This is a genomic window from Pseudoalteromonas sp. KG3 (genome assembly GCF_030436385.1).
In the GTDB taxonomy this organism is placed as follows: domain Bacteria; phylum Pseudomonadota; class Gammaproteobacteria; order Enterobacterales; family Alteromonadaceae; genus Pseudoalteromonas; species Pseudoalteromonas prydzensis.
On record NZ_CP098523.1, the window covers coordinates 2,724,112 to 2,749,880 of the forward strand.

28 protein-coding genes and 2 pseudogenes are annotated in these 25,769 nt (G+C 41.5%); 11 read left to right on the plus strand and 19 right to left on the minus strand.

What is annotated here, in order from left to right:
- Positions 1–194 precede the first annotated feature (194 nt).
- A pseudogene (locus NDQ71_RS12930) lies at positions 195–578 on the plus strand (MAPEG family protein).
- 69 nt (positions 579–647) lie between these two features.
- Here NDQ71_RS12930 and NDQ71_RS12935 read toward each other — a convergent pair.
- The 3 genes from NDQ71_RS12935 to NDQ71_RS12945 all read right to left on the minus strand — a co-directional run bounded on the left by NDQ71_RS12935 (position 648) and on the right by NDQ71_RS12945 (position 3,016).
- Entirely contained in the window at positions 648–1,859 is a 1,212-nt protein-coding gene (locus NDQ71_RS12935; protein WP_064666828.1) for a TonB family protein, read from the minus strand.
- 9 nt (positions 1,860–1,868) lie between these two features.
- On the minus strand, positions 1,869–2,243 hold the full coding sequence (locus NDQ71_RS12940) for a BlaI/MecI/CopY family transcriptional regulator (RefSeq protein WP_064666829.1): 375 nt from the start codon (positions 2,241–2,243) through the stop codon (positions 1,869–1,871).
- An 80-nt stretch (positions 2,244–2,323) separates the two neighbouring features.
- Positions 2,324–3,016: a pseudouridine synthase gene (locus tag NDQ71_RS12945; RefSeq protein WP_192540830.1), complete on the minus strand. Its 693-nt coding sequence runs from the start codon at positions 3,014–3,016 to the stop codon at positions 2,324–2,326.
- Between the two features lie 85 nt (positions 3,017–3,101).
- On the opposite strand from NDQ71_RS12945, the gene NDQ71_RS12950 reads away from it, so the two are divergent.
- Positions 3,102–3,407, plus strand: a complete 306-nt coding sequence (locus NDQ71_RS12950) for a DUF6482 family protein (RefSeq protein ID WP_192540831.1) — start codon at positions 3,102–3,104, stop codon at positions 3,405–3,407.
- Between the two features lie 121 nt (positions 3,408–3,528).
- Here NDQ71_RS12950 and NDQ71_RS12955 read toward each other — a convergent pair whose 3' ends face one another.
- The 8 genes from NDQ71_RS12955 to NDQ71_RS12990 all read right to left on the minus strand — a co-directional run bounded on the left by NDQ71_RS12955 (position 3,529) and on the right by NDQ71_RS12990 (position 9,701).
- Positions 3,529–3,909 (minus strand): HopJ type III effector protein, encoded by a 381-nt coding sequence (locus NDQ71_RS12955; RefSeq protein WP_064666835.1) that lies wholly within the window; start codon positions 3,907–3,909, stop codon positions 3,529–3,531.
- Positions 3,910–3,927: 18 nt separating this feature from the next.
- A complete protein-coding gene (locus NDQ71_RS12960; protein WP_192540835.1) occupies positions 3,928–5,046 on the minus strand; it encodes a TIGR02281 family clan AA aspartic protease in 1,119 nt (372 codons plus the stop codon).
- Between the two features lie 12 nt (positions 5,047–5,058).
- Entirely contained in the window at positions 5,059–5,766 is a 708-nt protein-coding gene (locus NDQ71_RS12965) for an HAD-IA family hydrolase (RefSeq protein ID WP_064666837.1), read from the minus strand.
- 24 nt (positions 5,767–5,790) lie between these two features.
- A complete protein-coding gene (locus NDQ71_RS12970; RefSeq protein ID WP_064666838.1) occupies positions 5,791–6,744 on the minus strand; it encodes a tyrosine recombinase XerC in 954 nt (317 codons plus the stop codon).
- Positions 6,741–7,364, minus strand: coding sequence for a DUF484 family protein (locus NDQ71_RS12975; RefSeq protein WP_064666839.1), 624 nt, complete (start codon positions 7,362–7,364; stop codon positions 6,741–6,743). The genes NDQ71_RS12970 and NDQ71_RS12975 overlap by 4 nt, the downstream gene beginning before the upstream one ends.
- A complete protein-coding gene (gene dapF, locus NDQ71_RS12980; protein ID WP_064666840.1) occupies positions 7,361–8,191 on the minus strand; it encodes a diaminopimelate epimerase in 831 nt (276 codons plus the stop codon). The genes NDQ71_RS12975 and dapF overlap by 4 nt, the downstream gene beginning before the upstream one ends.
- A gap of 62 nt (positions 8,192–8,253) precedes the next feature.
- Entirely contained in the window at positions 8,254–9,507 is a 1,254-nt protein-coding gene (gene lysA / locus NDQ71_RS12985) for a diaminopimelate decarboxylase (RefSeq protein WP_192540836.1), read from the minus strand.
- Positions 9,507–9,701: a lipoprotein gene (locus tag NDQ71_RS12990; RefSeq protein WP_192540837.1), complete on the minus strand. Its 195-nt coding sequence runs from the start codon at positions 9,699–9,701 to the stop codon at positions 9,507–9,509. Before NDQ71_RS12990 ends, lysA begins: the two co-directional genes overlap by 1 nt.
- A 148-nt stretch (positions 9,702–9,849) precedes the next feature.
- On the opposite strand from NDQ71_RS12990, the gene cyaY reads away from it, so the two are divergent.
- The 9 genes from cyaY to add all read left to right on the plus strand — a co-directional run bounded on the left by cyaY (position 9,850) and on the right by add (position 20,664).
- Positions 9,850–10,173 carry an iron donor protein CyaY gene (cyaY, locus tag NDQ71_RS12995; protein WP_064666843.1) on the plus strand — a complete coding sequence of 108 codons (324 nt, stop codon included), beginning with the start codon at positions 9,850–9,852 and terminating at the stop codon, positions 10,171–10,173.
- Complete coding sequence (locus NDQ71_RS13000) at positions 10,170–10,826, plus strand: alpha/beta hydrolase (RefSeq protein ID WP_192540838.1); 657 nt, start codon at positions 10,170–10,172, stop codon at positions 10,824–10,826. Before cyaY ends, NDQ71_RS13000 begins: the two co-directional genes overlap by 4 nt.
- Positions 10,827–10,850: 24 nt before the next feature.
- Positions 10,851–11,714 carry a DUF2914 domain-containing protein gene (locus tag NDQ71_RS13005; RefSeq protein ID WP_192540839.1) on the plus strand — a complete coding sequence of 288 codons (864 nt, stop codon included), beginning with the start codon at positions 10,851–10,853 and terminating at the stop codon, positions 11,712–11,714.
- Between the two features lie 94 nt (positions 11,715–11,808).
- Positions 11,809–12,777, plus strand: a complete 969-nt coding sequence (locus NDQ71_RS13010; protein WP_086959932.1) for an IS30 family transposase — start codon at positions 11,809–11,811, stop codon at positions 12,775–12,777.
- 87 nt (positions 12,778–12,864) lie between these two features.
- A complete protein-coding gene (gene hemC, locus NDQ71_RS13015) occupies positions 12,865–13,803 on the plus strand; it encodes a hydroxymethylbilane synthase (protein ID WP_192540852.1) in 939 nt (312 codons plus the stop codon).
- The gene (locus NDQ71_RS13020; RefSeq protein WP_301561715.1) at positions 13,804–15,669 is read left to right on the plus strand and encodes a uroporphyrinogen-III C-methyltransferase; all 1,866 of its coding nucleotides are present in this window, start codon (positions 13,804–13,806) and stop codon (positions 15,667–15,669) included.
- Complete coding sequence (locus NDQ71_RS13025) at positions 15,666–16,775, plus strand: heme biosynthesis HemY N-terminal domain-containing protein (protein WP_283709645.1); 1,110 nt, start codon at positions 15,666–15,668, stop codon at positions 16,773–16,775. The genes NDQ71_RS13020 and NDQ71_RS13025 overlap by 4 nt, the downstream gene beginning before the upstream one ends.
- Positions 16,776–16,815: 40 nt before the next feature.
- Entirely contained in the window at positions 16,816–19,512 is a 2,697-nt protein-coding gene (locus tag NDQ71_RS13030; RefSeq protein WP_301561716.1) for a CHASE domain-containing protein, read from the plus strand.
- Between the two features lie 150 nt (positions 19,513–19,662).
- Positions 19,663–20,664 carry an adenosine deaminase gene (gene add, locus NDQ71_RS13035; protein WP_283709643.1) on the plus strand — a complete coding sequence of 334 codons (1,002 nt, stop codon included), beginning with the start codon at positions 19,663–19,665 and terminating at the stop codon, positions 20,662–20,664.
- Positions 20,665–20,699: 35 nt separating this feature from the next.
- Here add and NDQ71_RS13040 read toward each other — a convergent pair whose 3' ends face one another.
- The 8 genes and pseudogenes from NDQ71_RS13040 to ubiD all read right to left on the minus strand — a co-directional run bounded on the left by NDQ71_RS13040 (position 20,700) and on the right by ubiD (position 25,672).
- A complete protein-coding gene (locus NDQ71_RS13040) occupies positions 20,700–21,104 on the minus strand; it encodes a CBS domain-containing protein (protein WP_064666850.1) in 405 nt (134 codons plus the stop codon).
- A 121-nt stretch (positions 21,105–21,225) separates the two neighbouring features.
- Complete coding sequence (locus NDQ71_RS13045; protein WP_301561717.1) at positions 21,226–21,900, minus strand: YafY family protein; 675 nt, start codon at positions 21,898–21,900, stop codon at positions 21,226–21,228.
- A gap of 318 nt (positions 21,901–22,218) precedes the next feature.
- Positions 22,219–22,539, minus strand: a complete 321-nt coding sequence (locus NDQ71_RS13050) for a hypothetical protein (RefSeq protein WP_192540844.1) — start codon at positions 22,537–22,539, stop codon at positions 22,219–22,221.
- Between the two features lie 77 nt (positions 22,540–22,616).
- Complete coding sequence (locus NDQ71_RS13055; RefSeq protein ID WP_301561718.1) at positions 22,617–23,000, minus strand: DUF86 domain-containing protein; 384 nt, start codon at positions 22,998–23,000, stop codon at positions 22,617–22,619.
- A complete protein-coding gene (locus NDQ71_RS13060) occupies positions 22,987–23,130 on the minus strand; it encodes a hypothetical protein (protein WP_301561719.1) in 144 nt (47 codons plus the stop codon). Before NDQ71_RS13060 ends, NDQ71_RS13055 begins: the two co-directional genes overlap by 14 nt.
- Positions 23,131–23,169: 39 nt before the next feature.
- Positions 23,170–23,241: pseudogene (locus NDQ71_RS13065) on the minus strand (nucleotidyltransferase domain-containing protein); the annotation flags it as partial.
- A gap of 164 nt (positions 23,242–23,405) precedes the next feature.
- The gene (gene fre, locus NDQ71_RS13070; RefSeq protein ID WP_064666854.1) at positions 23,406–24,119 is read right to left on the minus strand and encodes an NAD(P)H-flavin reductase; all 714 of its coding nucleotides are present in this window, start codon (positions 24,117–24,119) and stop codon (positions 23,406–23,408) included.
- A gap of 86 nt (positions 24,120–24,205) precedes the next feature.
- Entirely contained in the window at positions 24,206–25,672 is a 1,467-nt protein-coding gene (gene ubiD, locus NDQ71_RS13075) for a 4-hydroxy-3-polyprenylbenzoate decarboxylase (protein WP_064666855.1), read from the minus strand.
- Between the last annotated feature and the right edge of the window lie 97 nt (positions 25,673–25,769).

Below are 25,769 nucleotides of genomic sequence, written 5' to 3' on the forward strand. Positions count from 1 at the left end.
AATAGCAAAAATGAAAATATCTCAACTGCGACAATATGTCACAGCTGCAAAATACTCGCACTGAGCTATAGTTAAAGTGATGTTATTGTTAGCCGCCATTGTTTAGTAAGCAATGGCGGCTTTTTTATTGCTCGATTTTTTACACTATCCACTTAGCTATGTTAAGTTGATGAGAATAATGATAAGGAGCAACAATGACTACTTTATTAATTTGTGCGCTACTCGCTGTGTTGATGCCTTACCTTGCAAAAGCACCCTTAGCGATTGCGATGAACAAGCTAAATGGCTACGACAATAAACACCCAAGAGAGCAGTAGTCTAAACTAACGGGCCTTGGTGCAAGAGCGTTGGCTGCACATCAAAATTGCTTTGAATCACTGGCAGTATTTGCAGTGGCGTTAGCGGTTGTTTTAGGAACTAATAATGTTCATCAAGTTACTGAATTATTAGCTATCGCCCATATTATTTTGCGTGTTTTATATTGTATCTTTTATTATCTAAATTTAGATGTATTGCGCTCATTAGTCTGGTTTGCTGGATTAGCAACCGCAGTTGCCATGATTGTTGTGTGTATTTAAAAACAACTAAAACGCCAAAGCAAGCGGCTTAAACAAGGCGCTTGCTTTAGGGTCTTTGCGTTTTATTACCTATTTAGCCGCGACGGTTATTTTTTCAATTAGATCTTCTGATGTGTAATGCTTATCTATAGCAAAGTCTAGCTGTACCAATACATCTTTAAAGCCTGAATCTGAAGGCTTGTATTGCCACTGCTTTAATGCTTTTTTCGCTTCCCTATTGAATACGCCTTCAGGCTTAGCATTAACTACCGAGATATTGGCCGTATTTCCTGCTGGATTAATATCGTACTTTAAAACCACTGAACCACTTATACCTTGTTCAGCAGCTTGTATTGGGTAGAAAGGCTCAATTCGCATAGTCGGTGAAATTGCTTGCTTAGCGGTTTTTGCTGCTGGTTGTTTAGCAATCGCCACGCTGCTTAACATGCCTGCGGCGAAAATCAGCAGTGCCCCTTTGGCAATCATTGAACTATTGCCGTTATGTTTGATTTGATTGAGTCGTTGTAACATAGTGTTTTTATCTCCATAGTATGAATAAGCCATCAAGCCTGCACGGCTATTCGCAGCACAACTTATGAGGGCCTTGCTATATAAAATTCGTTGTTGGGTGCTCTTATTGATTAGTACTTTTTCGTCACATGAAAGCTCTTGCAGGCGTCTAAAGCTCAAGTATCCTAGCCATGCTAATGGGTTAAACCAAAACAGCAAAGTCGTCATCAGTAGCAACGTATTGAGTAGATTATCGGCGCGCTTTATATGTACTTGTTCATGTTCAATGATGAGTTTTAACGAAGCGCTATCGGTTTTCTGCAGATAGCCCGTTGGCAGCACTAACTGAGTACGTAATAAACCAATCACCATCGGTGTACTGATAGCATCACTTTGTAGTAACTGAATATCTGGATTATCCTTAGCAAATAGCTCATCGTTAAGAGCAGTCAAACGCAGTTGTTTGATAAAGCGTTGATGTGACAACATGGCGATAAAAGCTAATAAACACAATACAAGGCCATATAGCAGCGCCCAATTAATACTGAAATCAGGCAGCAAGGCTTGATTTGGGGTGATCAGCATAGTGCTTATTGCGGCATTTTGGAGTGGTTTTAAGTGCGCTGGTAAATTAGCGAGTAGCAGCGTAACGGGAATTAACAGCCACAGCTTATAGACAAAGTTTGCACTGAGCCATTTTAATGCATAGCGCTCTAAAAGAAGCAGGCTAATTATCAGGATGCTGAGCAGGCACTGTTGCTCAATAAGCCAGTTAAAAGTTATTTCTAGCATCTTGAATCCTTACTTTTGCTGCTTTTCCCAGTCATCAATGACTTTTTTAAGCTCGTTGATGTCTTGTTGAGAAAGTTGCTCTGATTTCGCAAAACCACTTACTAAAGGTGCAATGCGGCCACTAAAAAATCGTTCAATAAAGTTTTGGCTTTCTTTGAGGGTGTATTCAGCACGTTCCATACAGGGGGTATAAATATATTGGCGGCCATCTTTTTCAAAGCTCAGAGCGCCTTTTTTAACAAGACGACCGAGTAAGGTTTTAATGGTTTTTTCGTGCCACTGCTTTTCATCGCTTAAACGTTCAATGATCTGGCTTGCTGTAGCTGGGTAGCTAAGCCAAAGTGCATCAAGTACTTCAAACTCTGCTTTGGATAATTCAATCATCAATATAGCCTACAAATGTAATCTTTAAATTAAGATTACACCTGTAATCATTTTTTGCAACTAATTTGTGCAAAAATTAATTAATTTTTTAAAATATCGAATTTATTGATTTTAAGGTGATTGTTTTCGGCTAAATCGAGTGTTGCTAAATTAAGATCGCTAATTTGCTCTCGATAGAGGTCTATAACTTTATAGCCGCAGTAATGCGCCATTTTCCGGATTTGGCGATTAAGGCCTTGCTTTAAAATAATACTGAACTGGCATTGAGCTATTTTTTCCACCGTACAAGGTAAGGTGATTTGTTTATTTACAGGAACACCTTGGGCCATTTTTTGACAAAAGTCGTCATCCAAAGGTTTATCAACGGTGACCAAATAGCGTTTTGGTTGGTGAAAGTCAGGGTGGATCAGCTGATTACAAAACTCCCCATCGTTAGTCAGTATTAGCAGGCCTCGAGAATCTTTATCTAGTCTGCCAATTGGATAAACTCGGGTCGCTGTTGGTAGATGATGAATTAAGCTGCTTGGATCATGTTGATTAAGCTTGCAATCGATCCCCACAGGTTTGTGGTAGGCATAATAAACCAGTGCGGCTTTACCTTGAATGCGCTTGCCATTGACACGAATATCGTCGCTATCATCAACGTGATCAATATGGTTTGCAGGGCGAGAATTTACGCTTACTAGCGCGTCATCAATTAAACGTGAGGCTTGTTTACGAGAGCAGACGCCTGCATGGGCAAGGTATTTAGCTAGGCGGGTTTTCTCGCTCATTAATTAATTCACTACGATTTAAATTGATCAAAGTATATCAAAACTGCGTACAGATAACTTAATCTACTGTTAAAAGGGTTACCCGATGGCGATTAAATTATCAGAACTTAAAAATCACCAGCCTTTGCAAAAAGTCATTGTACATTCACTGGAAATGGCGCTGTATCAAGTTTCTGTGATGATTAATAACGTTGAATACTATGTTACGGACGACAAGGGCGATTTTATTCGCGGGTTAAGCCCACTGCATATTCAAAAACGCTTTGAGCACCTCAGTTATATGCAAATGCTACTGCGACATATTAGTGCCTATGACGAAATGTGTGGCCAGAGCGAGAAAATAACCAGTAATATGTTAGAAGTCCCTTATGGGAAAAATAATTTATACTAAGGTTTTGATTAATGACTAGGTGCTTATGTACACACTGATTGATGATGCCAGTGAGGAATTTTTAATACAACTGAAAGGCCGGGTTGTTGCCTTTAATCAAACACATTTTGAATTATATACGCTATTTTTCGGTTTCGCTGCCAATAGATGTAATAAGTACGTTTTCTTGCTCAAAAGTCAGCCCTAAGAATGGCGTCGCTTCTGGTGCCAACATAAAAGTACGAATGTTCATATGATCGTGGCCGTCAGGGTTACCTAATACATCCTCGCGGTAAAATGCGCCAAAGCAATCTAAGGTATTTTGTTTACTCAGTTGATTGAGCTTTGCAAACGCAAAGATTTTGCACGAACCATTATTTTCACCAGCAGCACTTTTTAAACCGTGGTTATTAAAAGCGCTCGGTGTAAAGCTATAATTCGCTTCGATCACTGCCATACTGTCACTAAATTCAAGCTGTTGTGGTTGTTCAGCTAAGCGGCTTAAAAAATCGTTGAGTGTCATGGTTGTCCTTAATATAGGTTATTGTTTTTCTAGTTCAAGCTGATTGTCGAGCTGATTAATATTAAATTTAAAGTGTTGTAAAAAGTTCATTCCTAATAGGCCATAGCCACTATGATTGTTGATCACCAAAATGTCAAAGTCGTGCAAAATTTGTTGGCCAATTTTAATAGTATCAACTCGGTAGTGCTCTGCGTTTACTTGGCCATTTGCCGTATTTACGCTCATATTGTTGATATATTTTGGTTGTGGGTACAGAGATTCTAGCAGTTGCTTTGGTAGCACCGTAAAGCTTGCGCCAGTATCTATCATCAGTTGCGTATTTACATCGTTATTAATAGTGATATCAATAAGATAATGTGCCCCTCGTTTTTCTAAGGGAATTTTATCAAGGCCGTTAATGGCATTGTTAATTTGTGTCTGTAGTGCTGCTGTTTGGCTTTGCAGGGGATGCTCTATTGGTAAACGGTCTAAGCTTGACTGCGCACTGGCCAGATCATTGAGCTGATAATAAGCATGCGCAAGGGCGAATAGAAAACGTGGATTTTCATTATCATAATCAAGCCATGCCAGAGTTTGCTCAGTAATAGTTTGCCATGCTCGGCGTTCATGCAGCGCTTTTAGTTGCGCAATAGTGAGTTGCGTTAAGCGCATATTGATGGCGACTAGCTGGCTTTCATTGGCAAGGGGTTTAATTGCTAACAATGCCACTATCGCTTGGTTGGGCTGCTGGTTTTTTACTAAGCGCTCGGCATCAAGTTGTAACATGTTGACGTTGTATGGATGGCTGGTTAAAAACGCATGCAAAAAACGCTCAGCGGTTGTTAGTTGATTATCGTTAAGCCAATCTTCAACGCTATTTAGCCATTGAAAATACAGCTGCTCAGCTTGTAGTGGCTGTGCAGCTTGCAGTTGTTGATAACTAGCAACGGCGGCACTAAATTGTTGTTGGTTAAAATACTGTATCGCTTGTTGGTAGTGAGGGCTATGTAAATTAGCCAGCGGTTGCTTTAATTGAGGCTGTGAAGCAACTTCTATATTGGGCTTTACTAATTCTGTTGGCCATAATAAATAGCCATTTAGTACAATAGATACCGTAAGCACTATAACGAGTATGCCTGTGGAGAATGTCCTTTTCATGTTAAACCTCAGCTACTTTAAAAAATACTTTAGTGCTTGAATATCTTTAATTTCAACGTCGGCTAGCCCCTTATAAGCATAGTTTGCAGCTTGATTATTTAACCACAAAGATTGGCAGCCAGCGTTGTGCGCGCCGTGTACGTCAGTATCTAGACTATCACCAATATGTAAAATATGCTGTGGCTTTACGTTTAAATGGCTGCATGCTTGCTCAAACATGGTCGCGTGGGGTTTTGCTTTGCCATGAATGCCTGCTTGTAGCACCAGCTCAAACACACCATTTAAGTTAAACCGTTCTATTTCAACATTACCATTGGTTATAGCAATTAAACGGTAATGCTTACTTAGTTGTGCAAGTAATTCGAGAACGTCATTACCGACTGTGATCTGGCTGCGTGCATCGGCAAATGCTTGGTACGCATTATTGGCATGTTGTTCAAGCTCAGCGCCTTGATAGCCTAACTTGGCAAGTGCGACGCGAAGGGTGCTTTTCCGCCATTGTGTGACGTTATCGACAAGCTCAGGGTTATCAATTGCAGCTTGTTCTCGGCATTGCTGCCAATAGTCTTTGCCTTGTGCCTGCCAGTTGGGGAGTGTGTTTAGGTAGTCAAATTGCGCTTGTACAGCCGCTTTGATGATTGGATGGTTGTTATATAAAGTGTCATCTAAATCAAAACTGAGTACAGAAAAAGGGGTAATGGCACGGTTAAAGCGGATCATATCAGCTCCTTGTTCGTCGGTATTTTAGCGTTTTTTAGCGCGAGGGTGAGTGTTGTCGTACACTTTTGCTAAATGTTGAAAATCTAAATGCGTGTACACTTGTGTTGCTGATAAGCTGCTATGTCCTAGTAACTCTTGTACAGCTCGTAAGTCGCCTGATGATTCTAGAATATGTGAGGCGAATGAATGGCGCAATTTATGCGGATGTACTTGGCTGCTAATACCTTGTTTTATACCCCATTCTTGCATGCGCAGGCGTACATGGCGGGCTGAGATCCGGCATTTTTTACTGCTGACAAAGATGGCCACTTCATCTGGGTGGGCAAATTGTGGGCGAAGTTTTAGCCACTTATTTAATGATTCGAGTGCTTTGCCGCCGACAGGTAACAACCGCTCTTTATTACCTTTACCTCTGACTAAAATCTCAGCTGAACTACGGTTAATATCTTGCAAGTTAGCGCCTACTAGCTCGCTGATCCTCAAACCAGAAGAGTACATTAATTCCATTATCGCTTGGTCACGTATTGCCAGCGGATCGTCGTCGTGAATATCAAGTAACCGAGCCATCTGATCGACATCGAGATTTTTCGGTAATGGCTTGGCAAATTTAGGCCCCTTGATTGCGTCTGCTGGATTATGGTAATGAGCTTGTTGGCTAGTATTTTTAGTTTTTAAAAATTTATACAAGCTGCGAATACAGCTAAGTTTTAAGCTAATTGTGCGCCCGCTTAATTGTTTGCTGCGCAGTTGCATACTGTAACGACGAATATGCTCGCCTTGCACATTTGACCAATCATTGCAAAGTTTGCTGAAATACAAAGCGGCAAAGCCAAGCTGGCTGGTGTATTGAATTATTGTGTGTGGAGAGTATTGTTTCTCAAATTTTAGGTAGTCGCTAAATTGTTGAATAGGCGTACGCCATGCATCGCTCAGCTGTTCGCAAAGTTCATCTATATCAGGCGGGAGCTGTTCGCTCATGCAAGTTCCTGTTCCAGCTCCAGCAATCTAAGTTGTAATGAGCGTACAAATTCAAGCACAAACAAACTGTCTTTTGCTGGTTCGAAGTGGTTAGGATCTTTACTACCAAACGCCAAAATAGCGATTGGGTGTTGACTGTTACCAATTAAATAGAGGGCGGTTGATTGGATCTCAACGTTAAACAGTAAGTCGCGCTCTTGCTGATTCACGCGACCTAGATAAACGCCGTCAGGTTGTAAACGATGAGCAATTAGCTTATCAAATTGACTTTCATACCTTAGCAAGTGACATTCGCTAATGGCAGGATTAGTGCAAATAATATTACGCAGGTTAATTGCTAAAGTTTTAAAGTCGTAGTTAGTCCACAGTTGGCGATGACATTCGCTAAACAGGCTATAAATGAGCTCATTTTCTTTGGCATGTGCAATTAAGGTGGCAATTTTACTCTTAAGCATCGTATTGTGCTCTCGTAATTGCCGTTGCTGAATATGTACTAATGAAGTCGCACCTTGTGCATGTTGCTGGAGCTCTAGTTGCGCCAAAAGGTCGTTATTTTGCTGCAAAAAACTAGGGTTTTCACGTAAAAAATCAGCAACTTGTTCAGGTGTAATATGACTCATAAAGCAACTTGTCCATCAAATACATGTTCAGCAGGGCCTGTCATCCTTACCGGGTGGCCTTCACCTTGCCAACGAATTTGCAAACTACCGCCAGGCAAATCGACCTGTACCGTGGTAGAGAGCTTACTTTGAATTTGGCCTATCACCATAGCGGCACAAGCGCCGGTACCGCAAGCCAGCGTTTCGTTAACGCCGCGCTCCCATACCCGCAGTTTAATATGCTCAGGGTTGATCACTTGCATAAAACCTACGTTAACTCGCTGTGGAAAACGTTCGTGGTTCTCAAGCAACGGGCCTAAAGTCGTTACATCTGCGGTGTTTATATCGTCAACTTCAAGTACACAATGCGGATTACCCATAGAGACTGCACCACTAAATACGGTATGTTCATCAGCACGAATAATATAAGTGAGTTCACGCTTAGTGGCTTTGAGCGGAATTTTGCTTGGTTCGAAATTTGGATGGCCCATATTTACTGTAACTTGGCCATCTTTTTCGATATACAACGTGAGGTTGCCTGATTTAGTCGATACAGTGACTTTATGCTTGTTGGTAAGGCCTTTCATCCGCACAAAACGAGCAAAGCAGCGAGCACCATTGCCACATTGTTCTACTTCGTTACCGTCGGCATTGAAAATACGATAATGGAAATCGAGATCGGGAGAGTAAGGCGCTTCAACCATCAATAGCTGGTCAAAGCCGATGCCGAAGTGGCGATCTGCCAGTTTTTTTATTTGGTCTCGTGACAAGAAAACGTTTTGTGTAATGTTATCAATCACAACAAAATCGTTGCCTAGGCCGTGCATTTTGGAAAAATTAACTAACATAGCGCTCTAATTCGGGTTGCTCTGCGCTAATCATGCCACAGAGCAGCCTGGTTACAAAAAGTTTATGGTAAAATTTTCTCACCTTGCCATAGACTTTCAAGAGTTTCACGGGCGCGGATCAAATGACTTTGCTCGCCATCAACCATAATCTCTGCCACACGAGGGCGCGAATTATAATTAGAGCTCATAGTAAAGCCGTATGCACCAGCACTGCGCTGCGCAAGTAAATCACCTTGTTGCAATGCCAACATGCGATCTTTACCTAAAAAGTCACCTGTTTCACACACAGGGCCAACAATGTCAAAGTTACAGGTTGGTGTGTCGTCATTACGCGGTGTTACCGGCACAATATTTTGCCATGCTTGGTATAAAGCTGGGCGCAACATATCGTTCATACCTGCATCAACAATTGCAAAATACTTATCTTGGTTTTGTTTAATAAACTCAACTTTAGTTACTAAAATTCCCGCATTGGCGGCAATGGCACGGCCTGGTTCAAAAATCAGCTCTAGGTGTTGGTAGTTGGTTAAGCGCTCGGTGATATGTGCCACATATTCACTCGGGTGTGGTGGGGTTTCACCGTTGTATGGTACGCCTAAACCGCCGCCAATATCTAAGTGACTGAGTTCAATACCGTTGGCTTTTAAATCGTCAATTAGAGCCAGTACTTTGTCTAGCGCTTCGAGAAATGGTTTGATCTCTGTTAGCTGCGAGCCTATGTGGCAATCAACACCAGTGATTTTTAAACCAGGTAAAGACGCAGCGTATTGATAAACGCTAACAGCGGTCAAAATATCAATACCAAATTTATTCTCTTTCAAACCTGTAGAAATATATGGATGAGTTTTAGCGTCGATATCTGGATTAACACGAATCGAAATAGGTGCGACCAAGTTAAGTTCGCTGGCAACCTGAGAAATGCGGTCTAGTTCAGATACAGACTCAACGTTAAAGCATTTAATACCCAGCTTTAGTGCATAGGCAATTTCGTCAGCTGTTTTAGCAACCCCTGAAAACACCACTTTTTTAGCATCACCACCGGCTGCAATGACGCGTGCAAGTTCCCCTTTGGAAACAATATCAAACCCTGATCCTAAACGAGCTAACACGTTTAACACCGCGATGTTTGAATTAGCTTTAACTGCATAACAGACTAAGTTTTTGTGATTGCTAGCAGCCTCGGCAAAGGCAAGGTAATGGCGCTCAAAGGTTTTACGTGAATAGATATAACACGGGGTGCCATATTGTGCTGCAAGCTCATTGACAGCGATGTCTTCAGCGTGCAGTTGATTATTTTTATAGTCAAAAAAGTCCATTAGTGGTCCTGTTTCGATTCGGTTGTTGATGATGGTGTTTTGGTAGCGGGTGGCGCTACTTGTTCTTTTTGATTTGGTTCGACTTTATCGTCTGGTAAATACAATGGCCCGCTTTGTCCGCAACCAGCTAAAGCGATAAGAAGTACACTGAGTGGGGAAAGTCGTTTTAATTGTTTAAGATGCATCTCTTTCATTAGATTAATCGCGTTGCTGGCTTTATAATCGCAGATTAACAGAATATCTAAAAAATGCAGCTATTCGCGGATGAATTTATTCCTGTTACACTGTCTGCATGCAATTCGTACCGAATACCTGGCTAAATGCCCGTAAAAGGAAACAATTATGACTGATCATGAATACCACCAATTAGCCGAAGCACTTATGTTCACTATTGAAGAACAAGTGGATGACTGTGAAGCCGACTTAGACTATGAATCTGCCGAAGGTATTTTGGAAATTATTTTTGCGGATCGCAGTAAAATTGTCATTAATAAGCAAGCGCCTTTACATCAAGTATGGGTTGCGACTAAGTTTAATGGTCATCACTTTGAATTACGTGGTGATCAGTGGATTGATAACCGCTCAGGCGCTGAGTTTTGGCAATTTATGAATGAAGCAGCAACGCGTCAAGCAGGTCAAACTGTGCAGTGGCAATCAGAGTTATGAGTTTAGCGTTTGTAGAGTACCCAGCTAAGGGTGAACATAAAGCGACGATTATCTGGTTACATGGTTTAGGTGATTCAGGCGATGGTTTTTTACCTGTTGCCTCACAACTTGCGTTACCTGATGAGCTAGGTTTGCGGTTTGTGTTTCCTCATGCGCCAGTGCAACCGGTCACCATTAATGGTGGTATGGCAATGCGTTCTTGGTATGATATTAAATCAATGGATTTAGACAAACGGGCTGATGAAACTGGAGTTCGTGAATCAGCAGCTAAAGTTGAGCAGCTAATTAACCAAGAGCTTAATAATGGTATTGCTGCGGATAAAATTATTTTGGCGGGTTTTTCACAAGGTGGCGTTATTACGCTGCATTTAGCACCGCGCTTACAGCAGAAGCTGGCTGGTGTAATGGCGCTGTCGACATACATGTGCGTGCCTGAGAAATTAACCGCAGAAGCAAAACACACAGATTTAAATGTATTTATGGCTCATGGTAGTCAAGATCCAGTTGTTCCTTGTGAGGCTGGTCGTCATGCGTTTGATGTATTAACAGCGCATAACATGGAGGTAAGTTGGCAAGATTACCCAATGGGCCACCAGGTCTGTGGGGAAGAACTTTTGGCGATCCGTCATTGGTTGATTGCTCGCTTAAGTTAATAGTGTTGAGTAGCCGAGGCTAAAATGAAACAAAAAATAGTGATCACAGCAAATATGAGTCGTGCGGCAGCACCTATCGCCCCTGAAGTAACCTATCAATGGCACTGGAAGCGCATTGTGACAGTTATGTTATTAGTGGTATTTGCGTTAGTTATTTTTACTTATAGCCTATTAGGCTCGGTTAACGCAGAGCAGAATGAACAACAACCAACAGACAATCCGACTCCGTTAGTTAGTGAAGTCGTTGCAGATGAAGCCATACCACTTGCTACATCAGATAATGAAGGTGAAGAGCTTGAACCAGCCCCGGCAGCGCCCGTTATCGCAGCCGTTAGTGAAAACAACCAGGGTGATATTACTGCATTAGTAACTGAGCCAGAGCCACAAGTTGTTGCTGTGAGTGAGCCTGAACAAAGTGAGACTCCAGCAGTTAGCACTGTAGTTACACCTGATAGCAATGATGAGTTGCTAGAACAAAGTGGCGTAGCAGACCCCGTTGATAGCTTTGCCGATTCAGCACATGTTGCCAGTGTTGCACTTGGTGCACGAATTGATACTGACAAAGTAAGTCGTGCGGTACTGACGCGTGAAGTTGTGGATCGTGAACCTGTGAATGTATTTAAAGCAGATGTACGTTTCAATGAATTTATTGACACGATGGCATTTTTTAGCGAACTTAAAAATCTGCAAGGACAAAAAGTAAAGCATGTTTGGCGCTATGAAGATGAAGTGCAAGCAAGCATTGAACTTGATGTGACCTCTCCTCGCTATCGTACTTTCTCAAATAAAACTATTTTACCTGAACAAGTTGGTAATTGGCGCGTTGATGTTGTTGATGAACAGGGCCGTTTATTGGCACAAAAAGAATTTCGCATTTTAGCTGAGTAATTGATTCCTAAATTCGGATAATAAGTGCAATTTCTCAGATTAGATGGCCAGCTGTTATAATTCGGCCATTTTCTCGCCAAAGGAAATTGCTTTAATGAAATATAAACAGCTGACACAAGAAGAAAGATACCAGATTTACGCGTTAATAAAAGCAGGAAATAACCAAAAGCAGATAGCTGAAGAACTAACTCGTTCACCGTCATCTATTTCTAGAGAGCTAAAACGCAATAAAGGACTTAAAGGCTATCGGCCTAACCAAGCCAATAACTTTGCTGAACAAAGACGTAAGTCATCTTTCAAAGCAAGTAAGTTAACAGAGGACGTCACTCACTGGATTAATAAATTGTTGCATGACGGACTTTCCCCTGAGCAAGTGGCAGGCCGCTTAGCTTTAGAGAAACAGGTCGTTTTACATCATGAAACAATTTATCAATATATTTACAGAGACAAGGCTCGTGGTGGCAAGCTACATAAGACACTCACTCGTGCATGTAAAAAGTATAAAAAACGCTATGGAAGCTATGATAAACGTGGACAGATAGTTAATCGAGTCAGCATTGATGAACGCCCAAGTATTGTGGATTCAAAGTCTAGGATTGGTGATTGGGAGGGCGATACAGTGATAGGTAAAGGGCGTAAAAATGCGCTTGTCACAATGGTTGAACGTAAAACGTTATATACAGTCGTTCACAGAATTGAAAGCAAGCATGCGAAAATAACAGCCGATGCGCTGATCACGTGTATGACACCATATAAAGGTAAGGTTATTACCGTGACGTTAGATAATGGAAAAGAGTTTGCTCACCATGAGCATGTTGCACAAAAATTAGAAGCTGATGTGTATTTCGCTCATCCCTATTCATCATGGGAGCGGGGCATAAATGAGAATACCAACGGCTTACTTAGACGCTTCTTCCCCAAGGGAACTGACTTTATGGCGCTAAGTGAAGCAGAGATACAGGCGGCAGTTGATAAGCTCAACCATCGGCCAAGAAAAACAAGAGGGTATAAAACCCCTCATGAATTATTTACGGGGCAATCAGAAGTTCTGGTGGCTGCATAATGATTGCACTTAATACTTGAATTCAAGATTAGCATATTTTAAGACTTAGCAAAGAAAATTAATTGGACTCCTTTTATGACTGAAAAAGTGACACAAAAATCTCAACTTATCCGTATTGCTACACGTAAAAGTGCCTTAGCATTATGGCAAGCTGAATTTGTAAAAGCACAACTTGAGCATTTCCATGCTGACCTTACTGTTGAGTTAGTGCCTATGTCTACCCAAGGCGATATTATTCTCGATACACCTTTAGCAAAAATTGGTGGCAAAGGACTGTTTGTTAAAGAGCTTGAACAAGCCATGCTAGATGGCCGTGCTGATATTGCCGTGCATTCGATGAAAGATGTACCGGTAGATTTCCCACAAGGTTTAGCATTACACACTATTTGTGAGCGTGAAGATCCACGCGACGCGTTTGTATCAAATAGCTTTGATAACATTGCACAGTTACCACAAGGTGCTATTGTTGGTACATCTAGTTTACGCCGTCAGTGCCAAATACGCGCATTGCGACCTGATTTAGAAATTCGTGATTTACGTGGTAATGTGAATACTCGTTTAGCTAAGCTTGATGATGGCCAATATGATGCGATTATTTTAGCCGCCGCTGGGTTAATTCGTTTAGAAATGCATGACCGTATTAAAGCCTTTATTGAGCCTGAGCAATCACTACCAGCCAATGGCCAAGGTGCAGTCGGTATTGAATGCCGTATTGATGATGAAGTAACCAAAGCGCTACTTGCACCACTGGAGCACAATGAAACACGCATTCGGGTAAATGCAGAGCGTGCCATGAATCGCCGTTTAGAAGGCGGTTGCCAAGTACCCATTGGCGCTTATGCTTTAGTTGATGGCGAACAAGTGCATTTACGCGGCTTAGTTGGTGCGATTGATGGCAGCGAAATATTACGCGCAGAAATCAGTGGTAAGGCAATTGATGCAGAACAACTGGGTGTACAACTGGCCGAGCAATTACTTGCATTAGGCGCAGATAAAATTTTAGCAGACGTATATAGAGACGCATAAATGTCACAGATCCTGATAACTCGCCCACATGGAAAAGGCGCTGATCTTGCGCAGCAACTGTCGCAGGAGGGTTATCAGGCGACCTTATTTCCGGTTTTAAAGATTGATTATTTCACTCCAAGCAACACCCAGCTCAGCCCCTTATTGAATGCCGATAAAATTATTTTTATCTCTCAAGATGCTGTTAATGCGCTGCTGAGCCTTAAGCCGGATATAAATACCAAAGCACAGTTTTATGCCGTTGGTGAACAAACCGCAGAAGCCATTTGGCAGGCATTTGGCGTACGTGCCGCGGTCCCGAAGCAACATGATTCAGAAGGGTTGTTAGCGCTTAAGTCATTACAGCAGATTGATGGGCAGAATATTGTTTTAGTGAAAGGCAAAGACGGCCGCCCTACTATTGCAAAGACTCTCAAGCAGCATGGTGCATTTTTAAATAATTTAGTGGTTTATCAACGTAGCCCTGTTGAGGGGAATTCAACTGACTGGCTAGACCACTGGCAAAGCATTGATGTTAAAGGTATAGTCATAACAAGTAATGCGGCCGTTGATGCGATTTTTCGCCAGCTCAGCGTACAGCAACTAGAATGGTTAAGACACTGTCAGTTTTATGTTGCCAGTGCTCGCATTAGCGAACACCTTGCGGCGCAGCAGATTGACTCGGCAAATATACACATTGCCGCGGGTGCAAGTGATAGCGCAATGTTTACTTGTATCAGCGAAGGTACCCTTATGAGTGAAGATAAACAGCCAACATCTCAGCCTGCTGACACAAAGGCAGCACAAAGCAGTACAACCAAAGTGAATGCGAAGGTTGCAGACTCTCCTTCGGCAACAAAAAAAGACTTTGCTATGAATCAAAAAACAAACCCAACTAACAAACAAAAAGTAAGTAAAACTGGCAGCTTAGCATTATTAATTTCGTTGATTGTGGCATCTGGTGTGGGTTATCAGTTTTATCAAAAATTAAATACGCAGCAGCAAGCCAATCAATTGATCAATCAGCTATCAGCTGACAATCAACTACTTAGTAAGGAATTACAAGTCGTTAAAGTTGCTCAGCAAACCTTGCAACAAGCGTTGTTTAATAGCGAGCAAAAAGTGACCGCAGCTTTAGCTGCAAGCAAGACTGAAACACAGCAGCAATTAGAAAGCGCGTTACAGCGAGCAGAGCAACAAGCGTATAGCCTTAACCCACAAGAAGTAACCAGCTTGCAGCGTATGGCTGAGTTTAAATTGTGGGCTGAAAAAGATTACCAAGGTGCAACGGCCGTACTAACTCGCTTAGATACGTTACTTGCCGAACATCCGGGCACGGGCGCTATTCGCCAAGCGATACACCAAGACTTGCAAGCACTTAGCACCGTTGAACCCGTTGCGATAGAAGCAATTTATTTACAGTTACATGGCCTGCTAGGACAAATCGATAAACTTGTTTTTAATGCTGTAGCATTACCACAAGAAGTGGAGCAAGAAGATCAGCATGCATTGAGTGAAAACGTCAGTGATTGGCAGCAAAACTTAGCTAATTCTTGGCATCAATTTAAAGATAACTTTATTAAAATTCGTCAGCGTGAAGATATTGCTATAGAGCCATTATTGACAGAGCAAGAGCGTCACTTAATTCAACAACGATTAAGCTTATATTTAGCACAAGCGCAGGATGCACTGTTGACGAAACAAGCCAGCGTTTATTTTACGGCACTGAGCCAGGCTGAAGTATTAGTAAAAGATTATTTTAAACACGATGATGCGCTAACTAAAAGTACGCTTAAAGCACTGCAGGAGCTGAGCAAGGAACAATTAAACTTTAGCCCATCTATCACCTTGCAAAGTACTGAGCAGGTCAAGGAGTGGGCAAAATGATCCGCTTAATATTAGTTATTTTAGCTATTGCAGTTTTACTTGCTGTATCGCCTATGTTGATAGGTGAAGTGGGTTATGTATTAATCTCGTTTAATCAAACCACTATTGAAGGATCGATCGTCGCATTTTGCGCGACCATTTTGGTTATCGCGCTCGGTTTATATTTAACTTATAAACTTATTCGCTATATATGGTCTATGTACAGCAATACTCGTCATCGTTTTTTCGCTCGCAGTGAGGAGCGTAAACAAGCCGCGATAGAGCAAGGTGTTTGGAGCTTAGTAAATAGCGACTATGAACAGCTTGAACTGGCGCTTGCCAATAACAGTGTGGCAGAGCCTTGGCAGGATCTACGTCATGCGATGCTTGCTAAAGCAGCGCTACAAAATAATGATGCCAGCAAAGCAATCGAACAGTTAGATAAAATTAGTCCAGACAATCAGCTTAAAGCTGCCAAGTTATGGCTTGCCAGTGGTGACAGCAGTACTGTAACAGGTGAATTGAAAGCCTTGGCAGAAGCTAAAAAAGCCACCGCCTTGGAACTAAAACTGTATGCCGAAGTACTTGTACAACAGCAAAAGTGGGCTGCGCTTGAGCAGTTTATGCCGCGTTTACTGAGTAAAAAAGCGTTAACTGACAGCCAGTGGTCGATATTATTAACCAGCTATTTTATGGCACAACCAGAATCGCAATTAACCGATAAGTATCAGCAACTATCTAAAAACCTAAAAGTTAAAGCGCATAGCTGTTACTTAGCTGCGATGGCAAAAGCAGGGCGCTTAAATGAAATAGAGCTCAGCTTATTAAAAATGCTGAAAAAACCAGAGCAGCACAACGAGCTTGCTCAGGTTTTAAAAGTATCAGCGCCTGGGGATGCACTTAAATTACAAGCAAGTTTACAAGATGCATTGAAGAAAGACCCAGACAATCAAGCATTGTTACTCGCGCTTGCTTGTCTGGCGAATGCTCATGGTGAATACGATCTCGCTGCGCGGGTATTTGATAAAGCGTTAACTCGAGATAATAGCAAAGCATATTTGGCCCAAGCCCAGCTTAGTTATAGTAAAAGCGCACAACCACAAAAAGCACTCGATCTATATTTGTAAGGCGTAGTGTTATCCATACCAGCAAGGGAGCGTCAGAGCATTGAAAAATATATTTACTCTGACGTTTAGTCTTGCTTTTACTTATTTTATTACCGGCTTCTTTAGTAACTCCTTACTGGCAATCGATGGTTATGCGGTTGCTTCTTGGCCGCCGTCAGGTATTGCACTGGCTGGTTTTTTATTGTGTGGGCGACGTGCTTTTTTAGGTATTTTACTGGGGGCACTGCTTACTAATTTAATTCATCTCGACCGCGTTGTAGACATTTTACATTGGCAAGTGTTCTTACAAGCCTTACTGGTTTCACTAGCTGCAATATTACAGGCTTGGCTAGGTTGTTTTATTATAATTAGAATAATCAAAGCGCCATTAGATTTATCTTCTTTAAAGCACAGTGTGCAAAGCTTAATCATTGCCGGGCCTGTTTGCTGTGTTACAGCAGCTGCTATTGGCACTAGTTTATTAGTCTTTAATAATGTAATTCCTGTGCATGTTGCCTTTGATAACTTTGTCGCGTGGTGGATTGGTGACAGTATTGGGGTGTTAATATTTACGCCATTAATACTCGCCGCGTTTAATTACGCGCAGATGCGTCACCGTTTACAAGTTATTTTACCGGCGATACTTATTTATATAGTGATCAGTATCAGCTTTTATGCGGCAGCCAGCGTTAAAAGAGATAAAGATATTCAAAAGCAGGAAGCGAAGGTTGCAGAAGTGCAGTCAGAAATAAACCATAAATTAGATGAGATTACCGGGCACTTAGCATTACTTTCAACTTTCTTTGCCAGTAGTGATGGAGTAAGTAATGATGAATTTGAGCGTTTTACTTCAAAACAGCTGGATTACAGTAATGAAATTCTCGCCTTTGAATGGGTGCCTTACGTACCTGCAGGGCAAAGTCGTGATTATCAACAGAGCGTTCGCCAGCAGCAAGCTGAGCAAAGTAAGTTTTACATTAAAGAGCAATCTTCAGCAGGACACTGGCAGCCCGTTAGTGAGCGAGATGTTTATTACCCAGTGCAATACACCTATCCAATTATAGGTAATGAAGAGATTATTGGTTTTGATTTAGCGTCGAGCAGCCAGCGCCGCAGCGCATTAATGTTGTCAAAATCATTGAATGAATTAGTGGTTACTGAGCCGATTAAGCTATTACAGAATAAAACGCGCGAGCAGGGCGTGTTGTTTATCAGCCCAGTATATAATGATTTAAATACACAAGTTGATTTTAGAGGTTTTGTGGTCGCGGTGGTGAGTTTTGCACGTTTAGCAAACACCTTACAAATAAATCATCACAGTCAAATAAGTGCACATTTTTATGATGTCACTGATGCGCAAAATAGATTATTAATTTATCGCACTGATCGTACTGATATTGAACTGTTACGAGAATACCAATTAGAGCTTGGTGAGCGAATTTGGCAAATACAATTACTTGAGCCAAAAACAAAAACGTCATGGATAATGTACTGGTTTGCGCAAATACTAGGAATGTTATTTGTTTGGTTACTGATCACTTTCTTAATTTCAGTAACAGGCACTAATATTCAAGTGAGGGAGCAAGTGGCTCAACAAACTCGCGTTTTACGGCAAGAAAAACAAAAAGCAGATGAAGCCAGTCAGATCAAAAGCCAGTTTTTAGCCAATATGAGTCACGAAGTACGCACGCCAATAAATGGTATTAAAGGGTTGCATTATTTAGCATTGCAGCAGCAAGACTGGCAACAAGCACGTCGTTATATAGAACAGGCCGATGGCGCACTAAGCGTGTTGCTACGGGTATTAAATGATGTGCTGGATTTTTCAAAGATGGAAGCAGGTAAGCTAGATCTAATGCAAGAATCCATTGCATTAGATAAGTTAATTGATGAGTTAATTAATTTAGTGCAATTTGAGGCCGATCTAAAGTCGCTGCAATTGAAATTAGAGATCGACAGTGATACTGATCTGCAACTAGATTCTGATCCCATCCGGTTAAAGCAAGTGCTGCTTAACTTATTAAATAATGCGATTAAATTTACCACTGCGGGGGCTATTACATTAAAAGTGTGGCAACAAGGCGACAGCATCTACTTTAGTGTCAGTGACACTGGTATTGGTATTAGCCAAACGGCGCAACAGCAGCTCTTTCAACCTTTTGCTCAAGCTGATAGCTCAACCTCGCGACAGTTTGGTGGCACTGGACTAGGGTTAAGCATTTGCAAAAAGCTGGTTGAATTAATGGGCGGGACGATTAGCTTAGCTAGCGAAGAAGGGCAGGGCTCAACGTTTACCTTTACTTTACCGCTCAATTCACCGTTGGTTAAAGCAGAGCAATTAGAGCCGCAATTTAATGATATTGATACAAGCAACTTATCTTTTGCTGCATTTAAAATATTATTAGTCGAAGATAACCCGCTAAACCAACATGTTGCTACTGCGATATTAAAAACCAAAGGTTGTATTACTGATGTGGCCAGTGATGGTTTTGAGGCAATAGAGAAAGTCTCTGAAACACGTTATGATTTAGTGCTAATGGATATTCAAATGCCGAATATGGATGGCTTGCAAGCAACCAAAGTGATCCGTTATGAATTATTTATGCATCAGTTGCCTATTATTGCTTTGTCTGCAAATGCCCATGATGACGACGTTAAAAAAGCGCTCGCGGTTGGTATGGACGGTTACTTAACAAAACCAATCGATGCAGAAAAGCTATTTAAAACCGTGTGGCACTACTTACATAAAGATGTTTAACGCCATCGTTCACTTCGTAAATTACTGTTTTGTGTTTTTATTGTTATAGGCTGACATATGACCTCAATAATACGCACAAAATCATCTAAACTTGAATTACCGATTTAAGTGCGTATCATCCGCGCAAATTAACTGAACTGAGTGCTAATTATGATCAATAAAAAACTCCCTTTGCTAGATATCCATCGCCACCTTGACGGTAACGTTCGCGCACAAACGATTCTTGATTTAGGTCGTCAGTTCAATATCCAACTGCCTGCTGACAATGTTGCAGCACTAATCCCCCATGTACAAGTTATTGATCCTGAACCCAATCTAATGGCTTTTTTACAGAAACTTGATTGGGGCGTTGCTGTATTGGGTGACTACGATGCATGTCGTCGTATCGCGATTGAAAATATCGAAGATGCCCAAGCGCAAGGCTTAGATTATGTTGAGCTGCGCTTTAGTCCTTATTATATGGCGCAAAGCCAAGGTTTACATCCACAAGGTGTGGTTGAGGCGGTAGTTGATGGTATTAAAAGTGCCACGCAAAATAGCACTCTAAAAGCGAACTTAATAGGTATTATGTCGCGTACTTACGGCACTAAAATTTGCCAACAAGAGCTTGATGCGTTACTTGCGTTTAAAAATGATTTAGTGGCGGTTGATTTAGCCGGTGATGAAATTGGTTTCCCAGGCGAGCTATTTGTTGATCACTTCAAACAAGTGGCTGATGCTTATTTAGCGGCGACTATTCATGCTGGCGAAGCGCTTGGCGCGGCAAGCATTTGGCAAGCGATTAACGAGCTAGGTGCAGGACGTATTGGTCATGGTGTTAAGGCGATTGAAGATACAAAATTAATGGACTACTTACGTGATAACCGCATTGGTATTGAGTCGTGCTTAACCAGTAACGTGCAAACCAGCACCGTGGCAAGTTTAGACGTGCACCCACTGAAACAATTTTTAGACCATGGTATTTTGGCTTGTATTAATACTGATGATCCTGCTGTCGAAGGTATTGAAATTGAGCATGAATACGCAATCGCAGCTCCAGCAGCAGGGCTAACTCAAGCCGATATGGAAAAAGCTCAAGCTAATGCACTAGCAATAGCTTATTTGAGCGATACAGAAAAACAATCACTCAAGCAAGCTGCTGCCGCACGATAAAAAGGCAGTTAGGCGCATTTATGCGCCTCTGGTTTTTATTGGCAACTTAGGTAGTTGTCATACATTGCTTTGAGAATATCACTGCGGCCAATCATGCCTATCACTGTGGTCCCTTCAACAACGGGGTAGTTTTTTGGCTTTCCCGTTTTCATTTGCTCTGCAAGCTCCAAGATGTTGGTGTCGGCATTGACGGTAACAACTGCTGTTTGCATCAGTTGTGCAACTTTCACTACACCATCACAAAAATAGCTATTCTGCATTAATGGTTTTAGTAATTCCTGCTCAGAAATAAAACCCACTAAACATTTATTATCATCAAACACGGGAGCGCCCAGTAGTTTAAACTTTTGTAATTCTGCTATTGCTGTAGTCATTTCTGTTTCAGGGGTGATATGTGGCAGTTTACGCTGCATAAAATCTTTTACTTTGGTGTTCAACATTTGGGTCTCTCCCCGTTAATTACTTAACTATAAGTATGGTTAACGAATGAGTTTTTGTGAAATTGTTTATGCTGATTAGTTTGATAGTTAAAAACAATCATAGCTTCTTTTAACAAGGACGTTACTCACCTGGCTTGGCCTGATATTTAGCCTCGATTAATGCCATATAATGGGCTAAGTTTTTTTCCGGGGTCGTTTCAAACTCGTTGCTAAGAGCGACAATGCTTTGAATGCGATCTAAGCGAAACTCGCGATAGTCACAGCGTAACTGACAATAAGCAATTAACGTCCACTTGGCACCCCAATACACAAGGCCTAAAGGGTCAGCAATACGATGGCTCGGTTGTTGGTTAGCGTCAAGGTAATCAAATTCAACGCTGGTTTTATTAGCAATTGCTTGGCGCAGTAATAAGGTGGTTGCTTGGTGACTTTTTCCATGATGGAAGCCTGATACTAAGTAAGGAAGCTGCTCTACTTGCTGCTTTAGTTGTTGTGGTAATACAGCATTTATTTTTGTGATAGCAGCTTGTGCCTTAGCTGCAAGTTGCGGATCGGTCCAAGCACTGACCATTTTGCTGCCCAGCAATAGTGCTTGTAACTCTTCTAAGGTAAACATCATTGGCGGTAGGTCATAATCGGCAATTAGATAGCCTGTGCCGGCCTCACCTTCAACGGGTACGCCCGAACTCTGTAAATGCTGAATATCGCGATAAATTGTTCGCTGAGATACCTGTAATTTATTGGCAAGTTCGTTTGCGGTGATCGCAAAGCGGCGACTTTTATATACCCAAGCCACCTCAATATGCGAGTTTCAGTTGGAATTAAAAGCGATTTAGACAAGGCATTGATTGCAAGTAATAGTGGTGGTTCTATTGTTAAAATTAATAACGCAGTATAAATCGCTTTTAAACCAACCCGTTGGGCGTTTCACAGGAACTTACTCTCATCGTTGTTACTTCTTAAAAGGGACTGCCATTCTTGCAAACTAACGCCTTGATATTAAGGCCCTGTGAAACGCTGAATTCTGCATCTTGAGGTGGTTTGGGTATTCTATTACCAATTGAAATAGCCGCTCTGATTTATGCACTGCTTTTCGTTCCTTAAAATAAAGCTACTAGCTTTGCTGACAAGCCGTTTGGCTAAGTACTTCAAAGCTGTCTAATTTTATCGATTCTTTTGCAATTAGAGATGTGTACTGTTGGCAAATAGCACTATCAAAAAATGTATCACGCAGCTTTTGGGCATCGGCAACCGTGGCAAAATAAATGATACTACTATATTGCTGAGTATCGGCTTGTTTAGCAAGTGAGCGATAAAGCACGCCTGGTTGGTTATCAATATAACGCTGAAAATCACTATTAGCGATGTGGAACTGCGCTAAGTTTGTATCAGTATTTAGTTTAAAATTTACAACTTCGATTAAATTTGTGGTCATTGTAGTTCTCCTTATTTAAGAAGAGCTAAGTAAATCATAGCAGGCTGTCAGGGAGTGTCAGTAATGCAATCGCAGCTTTAAATTAGTGTTTGTTGGGCAACTTCTTTACTGTATTTTTCAAAGTCTGAGAGGTGTTTATTAATCACGGCAATATTACGCAAACCAACCATTTTTTTAAGTGCTGTGGCACTATCGGTAGAGATCAACCCTGCATTAGCAATTAACTCAAAGCTATTGCGCGCTGATTGTGGAATGCCTAGTTTATGATATTTGATGAGTATATTGGCAATATTAATGCATGCTTCACAGGCGCGTTGTAAGTTTAATATCACAGAATCTTGCTTGGTGTAGTTCTGTTTAAATTCAAGCTCATTCGTAAACTCATCATTAATACGGCCTAAGCAGCGCTTAATCGTCGAGAGCTTATTAATTATTACATCTTGCATGTTAGTTATACTCATTTTTGAAATCATCAACAATTGCTTGTCTGTCTTCTTGCAGGCGACCATACATACTGTAAATTTGCGCGGCGTATGTAATGTCAAATACTGATTCACCAAATAACTTTTTACCAGTTGATATCACTTGCATCTGCAACACGGTTGATGCTGAGTTTAAGTCAACGAGGTCAATATCACTATTGTTGTTGGCGGTCCCTTTACTATGAGAGCCAAATAAATAGATCAGCTTTATGCCTTCAATAGTTTAAGTAAAAAGGTCACAATACGCTGTTCGATTGCTGAAGTCATAAAACGGCACTGATTTTATTTATTAAGTTAATTGAGTATAACTTTAAAGGATAGGATTTGTATATTTAGTAAAATCACTATAAAAAGCGCCACCAGGCGCTTTTTATAGTGTGTATGTTACTTTATAAATGCAAATGCATCGGCATACATGTTCTCACGAATTGCACCATGTGCTAGGAAGTCATCGCGAACGATACCTATCATGTCAAAACGCCCAGCCATATAAATATCGTATGGTGCAAGTGACATTATATCGCTCATAACGGCTTTGTGTACGTAGCCAGTATGACCAGTCCAAGTATCAGTTGGATTTTCAACCACAGGAATAAACTCAAAGTTTTTGCGGCTATCAGCCCATGCTTGCATTTCAGTATGCGCATAAAGGGCTGATTCTTCACGAACGCCCCAATAAAATAACACTGGGCGATCACACTCAATTTCACTTAAATGATCGGCCATTGATTTAGCGTATGAAAAGCCTGTGCCACCGGCAAGTAAAATGATTGGTCGCTCGCATTGTAAGCGTAATTGCGAAATACCTAAGCCAGCTTCAATGGTTACTAAGCGTTTATCAGCATGCGCCGCGCGAAGGTGTTCAAGGGTTTGCATTGCGTATGAATCAACGGCAGATGCGCCAATGTGTAGCTCTAGTTCATCACATTGTGAAGGGCGGCTGGCAATTGAAAAGGCACGCTTGTCTTTTTCGCCAAGTACCACCTGTAGGTACTGACCAGCTTCGAAAGTGACGCTTTGTGCTGGTTTTAAAATGACTTTGTGAACAAATTCGGTTAATGGGCTGATAGCGACAACTTCAGCGTGTAATGTTTGCATGTTTTACCTTAAATTAGCGGATACGCACTTTATTTGAGCAATAGTAGCATATCCGCAGGGTGAGTTTATAGCCTCTAACAGCGCTGTTAGAGAATATCTAAGCTTTGCCAAATTTCATCGACGCGATCTTTAGTGGCTTGATCCATAACGATAGGCTCACCCCATTCACGGGTAGTTTCGCCTGGCCATTTATTGGTTGCATCCATGCCCATTTTTGAACCTAAGCCTGATACAGGAGAGGCAAAATCAAGGTAATCAATTGGCGTGTTTTCAATTAAAGTGGTATCGCGAGCTGGATCCATTCGTGTGGTGATAGCCCAGATTACATCATTCCAATCGCGTGCGTTGACATCATCATCGCAAACAATGACAAATTTAGTGTACATAAATTGGCGTAAAAACGACCATACTCCCATCATCACCCGTTTTGCATGACCAGGATATTGCTTTTTCATAGTCACTACGGCCATGCGGTAAGAGCAACCTTCAGGCGGTAAGTAAAAATCGACAATTTCAGGGAACTGCTTTTGCAAAATTGGCACGAACACTTCGTTAAGTGCAACACCTAAAATAGCCGGTTCATCAGGCGGGCGACCAGTAAAGGTACTGTGATAGATAGGATCTTTACGATGTGTCATATGAGTGACGGTCATCACCGGGAAGTCATCTACTTCGTTATAATAACCAGTGTGGTCACCATATGGGCCTTCAGGTGCCATTTCGCCAGGCATAATATAGCCTTCTAACACTATTTCGGCACTGGCTGGTACTTGTAAGTCGTTTGATATGGATTTAACCACTTCAGTTTTGCTGCCGCGCAGCAAACCTGCAAAAGCATACTCGCTTAAGGTATCGGGCACGGGGGTAACGGCGCCTAAAATAGTTGCAGGATCGGCGCCTAATGCTACGGATACTGGATAAGGTTGGCCTGGGTTTTCTTTACACCACTCTTGAAAATCAAGTGCGCCACCACGGTGTGATAACCAGCGCATAATGATTTTATTTTTGCCAAGCAGTTGTTGGCGATAAATCCCAAGGTTTTGGCGCTTTTTATAAGGGCCTTTGGTGACAGTTAAACCCCATGTTATTAACGGCGCTACATCACCTGGCCAACAATGTTGGATAGGAAGCTTCGTTAAATCAACATCATCACCTTCAATAATAACTTGCTGGCACGGCGCTTTTTTAACTTCTTTGGCAGGCATATTTAATACTTGCTTAAAAACGGGGATTTGACCAAATGCTTCTTTTAAGCCCTTTGGTGGTTCCGGTTCTTTTAAAAATGCCAGTAATTTACCCACTTCACGTAGTTCGCTGACATCTTCTTTACCCATACCCATAGCGACACGTTCTGGGGTGCCAAATAAATTAGCCAATACCGGAATATCATAACCTTTCGGATTTTCAAACAGTAAAGCAGGGCCTTTAGCACGCAAGGTACGATCGGCAATCTCGGTCATTTCTAGATAAGGATCAACTTCTTGTTGAATACGTTTTAATTCACCTTTTTTTTCGAGTAAATCGATAAAATCGCGCAGATCTTTGTATTTCATTATGGGCCGCTTTAAAGCTTAAAAAGACTGCTGGTATTATACTTAAATAACCGAGGTAAGCGAATTTATGAGGTGTTTTATGGATTATTTCAAAGAG

Coding starts and splice junctions, on each gene's coding strand:
- NDQ71_RS12935 (WP_064666828.1), bottom strand. CDS start 1,859: ATGCTAGAAATAACTTTTAACTGGCTTATTGAGCAACAGTGCCTGCTC.
- NDQ71_RS12945 (WP_192540830.1), bottom strand. CDS start 3,016: ATGAGCGAGAAAACCCGCCTAGCTAAATACCTTGCCCATGCAGGCGTC.
- NDQ71_RS13050 (WP_192540844.1), bottom strand. CDS start 22,539: ATGACCACAAATTTAATCGAAGTTGTAAATTTTAAACTAAATACTGAT.
- NDQ71_RS13060 (WP_301561719.1), bottom strand. CDS start 23,130: ATGCAAGTGATATCAACTGGTAAAAAGTTATTTGGTGAATCAGTATTT.
- NDQ71_RS12990 (WP_192540837.1), bottom strand. CDS start 9,701: ATGAAAGAGATGCATCTTAAACAATTAAAACGACTTTCCCCACTCAGT.
- NDQ71_RS13025 (WP_283709645.1), top strand. CDS start 15,666: ATGATCCGCTTAATATTAGTTATTTTAGCTATTGCAGTTTTACTTGCT.
- dapF (WP_064666840.1), bottom strand. CDS start 8,191: ATGTTAGTTAATTTTTCCAAAATGCACGGCCTAGGCAACGATTTTGTT.
- ubiD (WP_064666855.1), bottom strand. CDS start 25,672: ATGAAATACAAAGATCTGCGCGATTTTATCGATTTACTCGAAAAAAAA.
- fre (WP_064666854.1), bottom strand. CDS start 24,119: ATGCAAACATTACACGCTGAAGTTGTCGCTATCAGCCCATTAACCGAA.
- NDQ71_RS12970 (WP_064666838.1), bottom strand. CDS start 6,744: ATGAGCGAACAGCTCCCGCCTGATATAGATGAACTTTGCGAACAGCTG.
- NDQ71_RS12940 (WP_064666829.1), bottom strand. CDS start 2,243: ATGATTGAATTATCCAAAGCAGAGTTTGAAGTACTTGATGCACTTTGG.
- NDQ71_RS13005 (WP_192540839.1), top strand. CDS start 10,851: ATGAAACAAAAAATAGTGATCACAGCAAATATGAGTCGTGCGGCAGCA.
- NDQ71_RS12955 (WP_064666835.1), bottom strand. CDS start 3,909: ATGACACTCAACGATTTTTTAAGCCGCTTAGCTGAACAACCACAACAG.
- NDQ71_RS12960 (WP_192540835.1), bottom strand. CDS start 5,046: ATGAAAAGGACATTCTCCACAGGCATACTCGTTATAGTGCTTACGGTA.
- cyaY (WP_064666843.1), top strand. CDS start 9,850: ATGACTGATCATGAATACCACCAATTAGCCGAAGCACTTATGTTCACT.
- NDQ71_RS13000 (WP_192540838.1), top strand. CDS start 10,170: ATGAGTTTAGCGTTTGTAGAGTACCCAGCTAAGGGTGAACATAAAGCG.
- NDQ71_RS12975 (WP_064666839.1), bottom strand. CDS start 7,364: ATGAGTCATATTACACCTGAACAAGTTGCTGATTTTTTACGTGAAAAC.
- NDQ71_RS13055 (WP_301561718.1), bottom strand. CDS start 23,000: ATGAGTATAACTAACATGCAAGATGTAATAATTAATAAGCTCTCGACG.
- lysA (WP_192540836.1), bottom strand. CDS start 9,507: ATGGACTTTTTTGACTATAAAAATAATCAACTGCACGCTGAAGACATC.
- NDQ71_RS12965 (WP_064666837.1), bottom strand. CDS start 5,766: ATGATCCGCTTTAACCGTGCCATTACCCCTTTTTCTGTACTCAGTTTT.
- NDQ71_RS13020 (WP_301561715.1), top strand. CDS start 13,804: ATGTCACAGATCCTGATAACTCGCCCACATGGAAAAGGCGCTGATCTT.
- NDQ71_RS12950 (WP_192540831.1), top strand. CDS start 3,102: ATGGCGATTAAATTATCAGAACTTAAAAATCACCAGCCTTTGCAAAAA.
- NDQ71_RS13010 (WP_086959932.1), top strand. CDS start 11,809: ATGAAATATAAACAGCTGACACAAGAAGAAAGATACCAGATTTACGCG.
- NDQ71_RS13040 (WP_064666850.1), bottom strand. CDS start 21,104: ATGTTGAACACCAAAGTAAAAGATTTTATGCAGCGTAAACTGCCACAT.
- add (WP_283709643.1), top strand. CDS start 19,663: ATGATCAATAAAAAACTCCCTTTGCTAGATATCCATCGCCACCTTGAC.